The 6,863-nt window shown below is 45.6% G+C and carries 4 protein-coding genes and 3 pseudogenes; 1 reads left to right on the top strand and 6 read right to left on the bottom strand.

The genetic code is table 11. The annotated features are described in order from the left end of the window. Positions 1-297: 297 nt before the first annotated feature. The 6 genes and pseudogenes from ADA01nite_RS12355 to lipM all read right to left on the bottom strand — a co-directional run. A pseudogene (locus ADA01nite_RS12355) lies at positions 298-1,788 on the bottom strand (ribonucleotide reductase barrel domain-containing protein); the annotation flags it as partial. A gap of 78 nt (positions 1,789-1,866) precedes the next feature. Next, a complete protein-coding gene (locus ADA01nite_RS12350) occupies positions 1,867-2,802 on the bottom strand; it encodes a PDDEXK family nuclease (protein ID WP_146810281.1) in 936 nt (311 codons plus the stop codon). Positions 2,803-3,023: 221 nt separating this feature from the next. Beyond that, positions 3,024-3,419 (bottom strand): annotated as a pseudogene (locus ADA01nite_RS12345) (ribonucleotide reductase barrel domain-containing protein); the annotation flags it as partial. Positions 3,420-3,686: 267 nt separating this feature from the next. Further along, the gene (locus ADA01nite_RS12340; RefSeq protein ID WP_146810279.1) at positions 3,687-4,511 is read right to left on the bottom strand and encodes a putative endonuclease domain-containing protein; all 825 of its coding nucleotides are present in this window, start codon (positions 4,509-4,511) and stop codon (positions 3,687-3,689) included. A 164-nt stretch (positions 4,512-4,675) separates the two neighbouring features. Further along, a pseudogene (locus ADA01nite_RS12335) lies at positions 4,676-5,341 on the bottom strand (ribonucleotide reductase barrel domain-containing protein); the annotation flags it as partial. A 261-nt stretch (positions 5,342-5,602) separates the two neighbouring features. Continuing rightward, the gene (gene lipM, locus ADA01nite_RS12330; RefSeq protein ID WP_146810276.1) at positions 5,603-6,421 is read right to left on the bottom strand and encodes an octanoyltransferase LipM; all 819 of its coding nucleotides are present in this window, start codon (positions 6,419-6,421) and stop codon (positions 5,603-5,605) included. Positions 6,422-6,607: 186 nt separating this feature from the next. On the opposite strand from lipM, the gene ADA01nite_RS12325 reads away from it, so the two are divergent. Beyond that, positions 6,608-6,802, top strand: a complete 195-nt coding sequence (locus tag ADA01nite_RS12325) for a hypothetical protein (RefSeq protein WP_146810275.1) — start codon at positions 6,608-6,610, stop codon at positions 6,800-6,802. Positions 6,803-6,863: the final 61 nt, after the last annotated feature.

The following is a 6,863-nucleotide window of genomic DNA, read 5'->3' as shown; positions in this document are numbered from 1 at the left end:
CGGTAGGCTCCGCCTAACCGAAATTCATCTCCCACTTTCACGGGTGTCATCACACCTTCACGTTTAGAAGTGGGAGACTTCTTTCGGAAAAAGGTTAAATTATCTTATTTCCGTTTCGATTAATTTTGCAAAATCACAGAAGTTAAAGTACGAAATAAATTAATAAAAATTCATTCTATTGAATTAAAATACATACGTCTAACTAATTATGAAAAAGTGTCTAGCTAATTATGATGCAAGTCCAGCTAATTATGACAAATCACAATTACATTAATTCTCTCTGTCTAATGAACCGGCTTACGAGCAACGGGAATATCCGCAAGCTTCGCAGTGTTTGCAGCCTTCTTCAGCTATGAGCGCAGCGGCGCCGCATTCCGGGCAAAGGTCAAGCCCTTCACGGTAAACGTCGCCGTCTTCGTCGCGATCATGCGGCTTCTGCACCGGTGCCGGCGGAGCCTGCACTTCGCTTGCGGAAGCAACCGGGCTTTCATCGTCTCCGTCCAGATAGAATTCGATCGCTTTCGCTACTGCATCCGGAATCGAATCTACGCGGTTGGCCCCGAATCCGACTGCGCCGGAGCCGCCGATACCTTTCAGGTGCTTAATCAACAGGCGGGCTTTGTTTCCGTCCGGCAGTTCGCCAAAGCGGAGGAACAGCGTAGATACGCGGCCAAGGGCCTCGGACATCGCGAATACGTCACTGCCTGCTTTTCCTACGTTTACGATGACTTCGAACGGTGCGCCGTCCACTTCGTTCACCGTTATGTAGGCTTTACCAAGCGGAGTCTTCATCTTGTATGTCGCGCCTTTCAGGCGGAGCGGGCGACGGCGGTAATCTTTCGTCGGCGGCGTTTCGTCCAGGTCGGTCACAGGAGCGATTTTTTCCGCTTTCGGTTCCTCTGCTTTTGCCTCTTTCTTCTCTTCTTTTTCTTCGCCTTTCGTCGTCAGAACTTGTACGTCACGGCTGCCGTCACGGTAAATCGTTACGCCTTTGCAGCCCAGATCAAAGGCGAGTTCGTACAATGCTTTTGTATCTTCTATGCTGAAGTCGGCAGGCGCATTCGCCGTTTTACTGATCGAGCTGTCCACCCATTTCTGGATAGCGCCCTGCACGCGTACGTGATCCTCTGCTGACAGATCCATCGCGCTGACGAAGTAATCCGGCAGTTTTTCTGTATTATTTTCTTCGAGCCATTTTTTCGCGATCGGTACGTATTGCTTGTCGAAGCCAAGTCGGCTTTGACGGTAGAATTCGAACGCATAGAAAGGTTCGATTCCTGTGCTCGTGCCGACCATTGTCCCAGTGGATCCGGTTGGCGCCTGGGTCAGAACCGTTACGTTACGCATACCGCGCTCTTTCACCGCATTGCGCACTTCATCGTCAAACTGCTTCATAAAACCGCTTTGCAGGAAGAGGTCCGCGTCAAATGCCGGGAAGCTTCCTTTTTCAGCGGCGATTTCCGTAGAAGCAAGGTACGCTTCGCGTGCGATAAAGTTATACAGCTTGTCCAGGAATTCAAGCGATTCCGGGCTGCCGTAGCGGATTTTTAGATGAATCATCATTTCCGCAAGACCCATTGTACCAAGGCCGATACGGCGCTCTTTCTTCTGATTCGCTTCGTTTTCCGGGAAGTGGTACGGCGTTGCGTCGACTACGTTATCCAGGAAGCGAACGGAATGGCGTACTGTGGTCGCTAGGTTTTCCCAGTCTACATCTTCGTCTTTGACGAATTTTGATAGGTTAATTGCTGATAAGTTACATACACCCCAACCAGGGAGTCCTTGTTCCAGTTTTGTTATCCTGCAGACTTTTTATTCTGCAGATCTAACGGTTCCTTTTCCCGTTAGTTCGGCATACATTTTCACTTAGGTATTACAATTTTCCTTTAGAAATGCTAATAAATCTTTTCTGCCAAGCTGTTCCCCTAAAACAGCTTGCGTAATAACCCTGATATCTTTCACACCATATTTGCTCTGAATTTCAGCTAGCAAGGGAGATAAAGTTGTCTTAATCCGATTGAAAGGTGTATTTAAAATCAGCTCTCTGTTTTCACGGCTCCATTCCAAAACATGTTTCTTAATCAACCCACGTATCTCATTTCTTTTAGATACATAAACCTCTGTTGCTAACTGGAAACCATATCGCCCGCCGCATATGTCACTACAAAATTTTTGTCTGCTTGTTTCAAGAGCAACGAATGCTTGACCACAGAAGTTGCATTTTCTCTCAACACGAAGAACGCGGATAAACTTTCCTTTTCTCGCCTTAAGGATAGCGGCTCCCTTTATAGAACCAGCAATCATTTTTTTACGTGTATCAGGATTATTCCACAGTTTTTTAGTATTAAGACCTATGGTTTTTTTAGTTTCTTTTGTATGTCTGTGACTATAATGAGGATTTAAACTTCCTCTTGTCGATTTATTAATTGTTGTATAAGATGCTGTATTCCATTCTGCAATTGTTCCTGTTAAAGAAAACGGTAATTCTTTATAGAGCAACAACAAGTCTTGGTAGGATACAAGCTTATACTCTATGTCAAAAATCATTTTTAACTTCTCTAAGTTCTCCAGTGCTTTTATCTTTGCTTGTTGATTTCTTGATTTTATCTCAACGATAAATTGAAGTTCACTTTTCTCGTTATAAATAAAGAAATCTGGAGTATACATTTTATCGCCTAAATCAAATTTTTTCTCTTCGTATTTCCAATTAATTTGCTTGTAGTCTAAATATTTAGCATAGGCGTATTCGTAAGAACTTCTCAAATATACATCACCATAGTATCCGGCATAGCCTCTGTTCATTGTTTCACCTCCTAACTTTTAAAATGATCTAGGGGATTAAAAATTTGTAATATTATGTCCTAAGTGTTGCGGCCTCGTGCCCGGATTATATTCTCCATCAGGAGGTTCACCGAGTATGCTCTGCCCCTGACTAACTTTTTACGGTTAGCCTTCGGTTCGGATTCCCGTCTCAGGGTTCCCGCTTCATTCCGCAATGTTTTACGTGAGGCAAACTATGCGACTTTACCACACGGATTTGTACAAATAATCGGGTTGAAATACCAGCTGTTGGACATCTGGTTGTAGTATTCCATGAATACTACGCCCGGCTCGGCGGATTTCCATGCGGACTCGATAATCGTGTGCCACATGTCACGGGCGCGGATTGTTTTGTACACGCGCACCGGCTTGCCAAGCTCAACCCATTTTTCCATGTTACCGTCCCAGATTTCATCGTACTCCGGATCGGTTGTGTCCGGGAACTTGAATTCCCATTCCAGGTCTTCTTTTACGGCTTTCATGAAGTCGTTGCTGATGCAAACGGACAGGTTGGCGTTTGTAATAAGCCCCATGTTCTGTTTTACCGTAATGAACTCCAGCACATCCGGGTGCCAGTCGTTCATCATAAGCATTAATGCCAATAATGTTACGTCGAATCGCTACTTCGACTCTCTAAATCACTTTAGAGTTCAGACCATATCTTACGCTATCACGATGACAGCGCCCCTGCGCTTCGGATTCGCTTGAATCCTACTCTACTCGCTTCCACATTATTTAATGTGTGCTTTCGATGGTCGTTGGACCTTCCCCATATCTTGAAAAGACGTAGGGGCTTGGCTGCTGGTTGTCTTTGTCATCACATTATTTTCAAACCTTCACGCTTACCGTTTCCAGTTACGTTGTGGCTAATGTGATAAGTACGATGCAAGCACATTCTCCACTTCACTTAAGCTATGCAAAATACTATCTTCCCAGAAACGCACAATTTTATATCCATTCCGCTCCGCAATCTCATTTTTTAATTTATCGATCTTTCGTCTTTCAAGTTGCCATCTTTTTGGCTGTGGATAAAACTTAGGGTTACAATGCCAATAATCGCCATCGCACTCGATTAGCAGCTTATAATCAGGAAGCAAGAAATCATATTGTCTATTTTCCAGTCTAAAAGAGTATTTATAATTTACATTTAGGCGATTAAGCACTTCTTCCATGACTACTTCTATCCTAGTTTTACGAAAAGATTGCGTTTCAAATTGACGAAGCGTAGCCTGGCGTATTTTTTGTATCGTTTCTTCGGTATAAATCCCTGTCTTCCCCTTATTCCACGGGGGACGATAGTTATTTTTTCTTGTTTGCGCTGCTTTTTGCCCGATAATCAAAAAATGTTTTCTTTTACGTTCTTCGGGCATTTCTAAATGCCAAGTCGAGATGCTATGTGATCTCAATTCACTTTCGCACTTGCTGCTGCTGCATGTTCTAACACGAAGGTCGTCCTTCATAAACTCTGTCTTACAAACTTCACACCGTCGCCTTCTATCTCGCTTTTTGTGGCAAGAAGTGCTGCAGAAAAGATTAGGAACGCCCCTTCGAAGCTTGACTAAATTAGTGCAGAATGAATTTTGACAAGTTAAATCCTCGACGGTGTAATAATGGCGCAATAAATAATCATGCAAGCTAAGTGAATGGACATGAATTAAATGGGAAGTAAACCGGCCTTGCTTATTATGCATAAACATTTCTCCGCATAAGACGCAAATTTGTTTACTTCTTGCATCGTAACGCCTCAAAAAACTCACCCCAATAATCAATGAATCTTATTTATGATTATTCTTGAAGTGGCGTTATAATAAAGAGTTTCCAGCAATTCACAGGGTTAAGAGGCACATTTTTACCAAATTTTACCTCTTCTTGAGCCACCTTGCTCAATTAATCCCGTGGTATAACTAAACAATCCGCCCCAGGACACGGAACCGCTCGAAGAACCGTTCACGCCCCGTACCTGCGCACGGCGCGGACGAAGGCTCGACAGGTTGATGCCGACGCCGCCCCCGCGGGACATAATCTCCGTCATCTGGCTCAGCGTCTCCATGATGCCGCCGCGGCTATCATGCGGAGACGGAATAACATAGCAGTTGTACAACGTCAACTCATCGTTGGCGCCGGCGCCTGCCGCGATACGTCCACCCGGCACGAGCTTCCAGTCCGACAACAGGTCGCGGAACTTCTGTTCCCACTCCTGCTGTTTCTCCGGCGTCGTCTCGACGGATGCGATCGTCTTCGCCAGACGGTCCCACATCTCTTCCGGCGTGTTCTCCAGTGTCCGCAGGGCCTTCTCCGCCTCAGTCGTCACCGTCTCGCCGCTGCGCAGCTTAACATGAATTATATTGCCTTCACGCGCTTCTACTACGCCAACTTCTTTTTTCGGGAATTTCGGATCGTCTTTCGTTAGAACAAGTACCGTGTCTCCGGCTTGTACATTATCTGGATTCGGATCTTTTAGCGCATAGCGGTCGAGAAAAATTTTCTCGCTCAATCCTTCTAATTTCGTTTTGCCCGCCATTTCAGTTGCTGTCTCCATTTTTCACCCTCCAACTGTGTGAAATAGAATTTGACCATTCACATGCTGTCTGATACATTTGATAAGTGCCCTCTTAGTCTAAACCAAAGATTGCTACCACGTCAATATATTGTGTTCATATTTAGATTTTACCACAATATATAGTTATTTTCTCGTTTTTCTAAAAAAACTTTTTGACAAAAGCACATCGGACCAAAACATGGGAAAAAGCGGCCCGTCACGGCCGCTTTTTCTATCGCTGTCCTATCGTTTGAAATTCCATTCGTTACACCCGTATTTCTCGCGTGCGAGTTGTTCGGCAAGCTCTCGCTCTTCGGCAGTCAGCTCATCATCTACCAATTCTACGCCAAGCCCCTTCGCAAACCCCTCACGAAATGCCTTTCGCGCATCATCAAGCGTCGCGGGCGTCGGACGTACCTGGTTAATCGCAACCGCTTTATCGGCAAAGCCCCGCTTCAGCCATTCCCGTACCCGCTCGTTCGGATGACGGATAATATCGAACAGCATATCGACATCAATATCTAACAGAATGGACCCGTGCTGCAGAATAACGCCCTTCTGACGCGTCTGGGCGCTGCCGGCCACCTTCTTGCCTTCCACGACCAATTCATATGAAGATGGTGCATCAAAGCAAGCTGCAGATGACGGTTCGGCAAACTTCGCCTCGTCCGGGCTCACCATATCCGCACGCATATCCAGCAGACGGAATCCTTCCAAAAGGCCTGCGCTAATGATGCGGTAGGCATCGGTCACGCCGGACGGCATCGCCGGATGCGCTTCCGATACCACCACGCTGTAGGTAAGCTCTTTGTCATGTAGCACGGTCCGCCCGCCGGTAGCCCGACGTACAAAGCCGAGCCCGTATTCCTTCACTTTCTCCAAATCGATTTCTTTCTCGGCTTTTTGAAAATAGCCGATGGACACCGTCGCCGGGTCCCACGTATAGAAACGAACCGAAGGACGGGTTTTTCCTTCGCTATGTATTGTAAGTACCGCTTCATCGATCGCCATATTCATCGCCGGCGAGCTAACTCCTGTGTCAAGGAAACGCCACTGTTCCATCTATATACCCCTTTCATTTCGATTCATTCCTTTTCATTGTAGCACACTTGGAAACGTTCTCTCTTTCTTTAAACTTTCACACTCATTGAAGCATAGAATAGATTAAATATTTTTGTTTCAACTGGGGAAAAACAGGGTAAAGTATTCTACGCAAAAATTCCAAGGGTATCAAAGGAGGCGTTGCCAATGAAAGACTTGTGCATTTACTGTGGTGAAGAGTTGGTACTCTGGGAACGAAGCCGAAGCTATTGCTCCACATGTAAGGACAGAACAGAAGTGACGTATGCCGATGACGCGTATTATGCCGATGACGAGTTGCGCCACGATGACTATTACATTGATGATGTGCATGAAGAATTTCGCTATAGACATAAGTATTAATAAAGCAGAAAACCGTCATGGCGTCTCCGCCGCAACCCCGACATGAAAATTGAGGGAAGGG

It is taken from the genome of Aneurinibacillus danicus (genome assembly GCF_007991215.1).
Lineage (GTDB): Bacteria > Bacillota > Bacilli > Aneurinibacillales > Aneurinibacillaceae > Aneurinibacillus > Aneurinibacillus danicus.
This window is presented reverse-complemented; position numbering and strand designations above follow the sequence as displayed.

Bases quoted from the DNA above. Each gene is read 5' to 3' on its own strand.
- ADA01nite_RS12350 (WP_146810281.1), bottom strand. From the start codon at position 2,802: ATGAACAGAGGCTATGCCGGATACTATGGTGATGTATATTTGAGAAGT.
- ADA01nite_RS12340 (WP_146810279.1), bottom strand. From the start codon at position 4,511: ATGCATAATAAGCAAGGCCGGTTTACTTCCCATTTAATTCATGTCCAT.
- lipM (WP_146810276.1), bottom strand. From the start codon at position 6,421: ATGGAACAGTGGCGTTTCCTTGACACAGGAGTTAGCTCGCCGGCGATG.
- ADA01nite_RS12325 (WP_146810275.1), top strand. From the start codon at position 6,608: ATGAAAGACTTGTGCATTTACTGTGGTGAAGAGTTGGTACTCTGGGAA.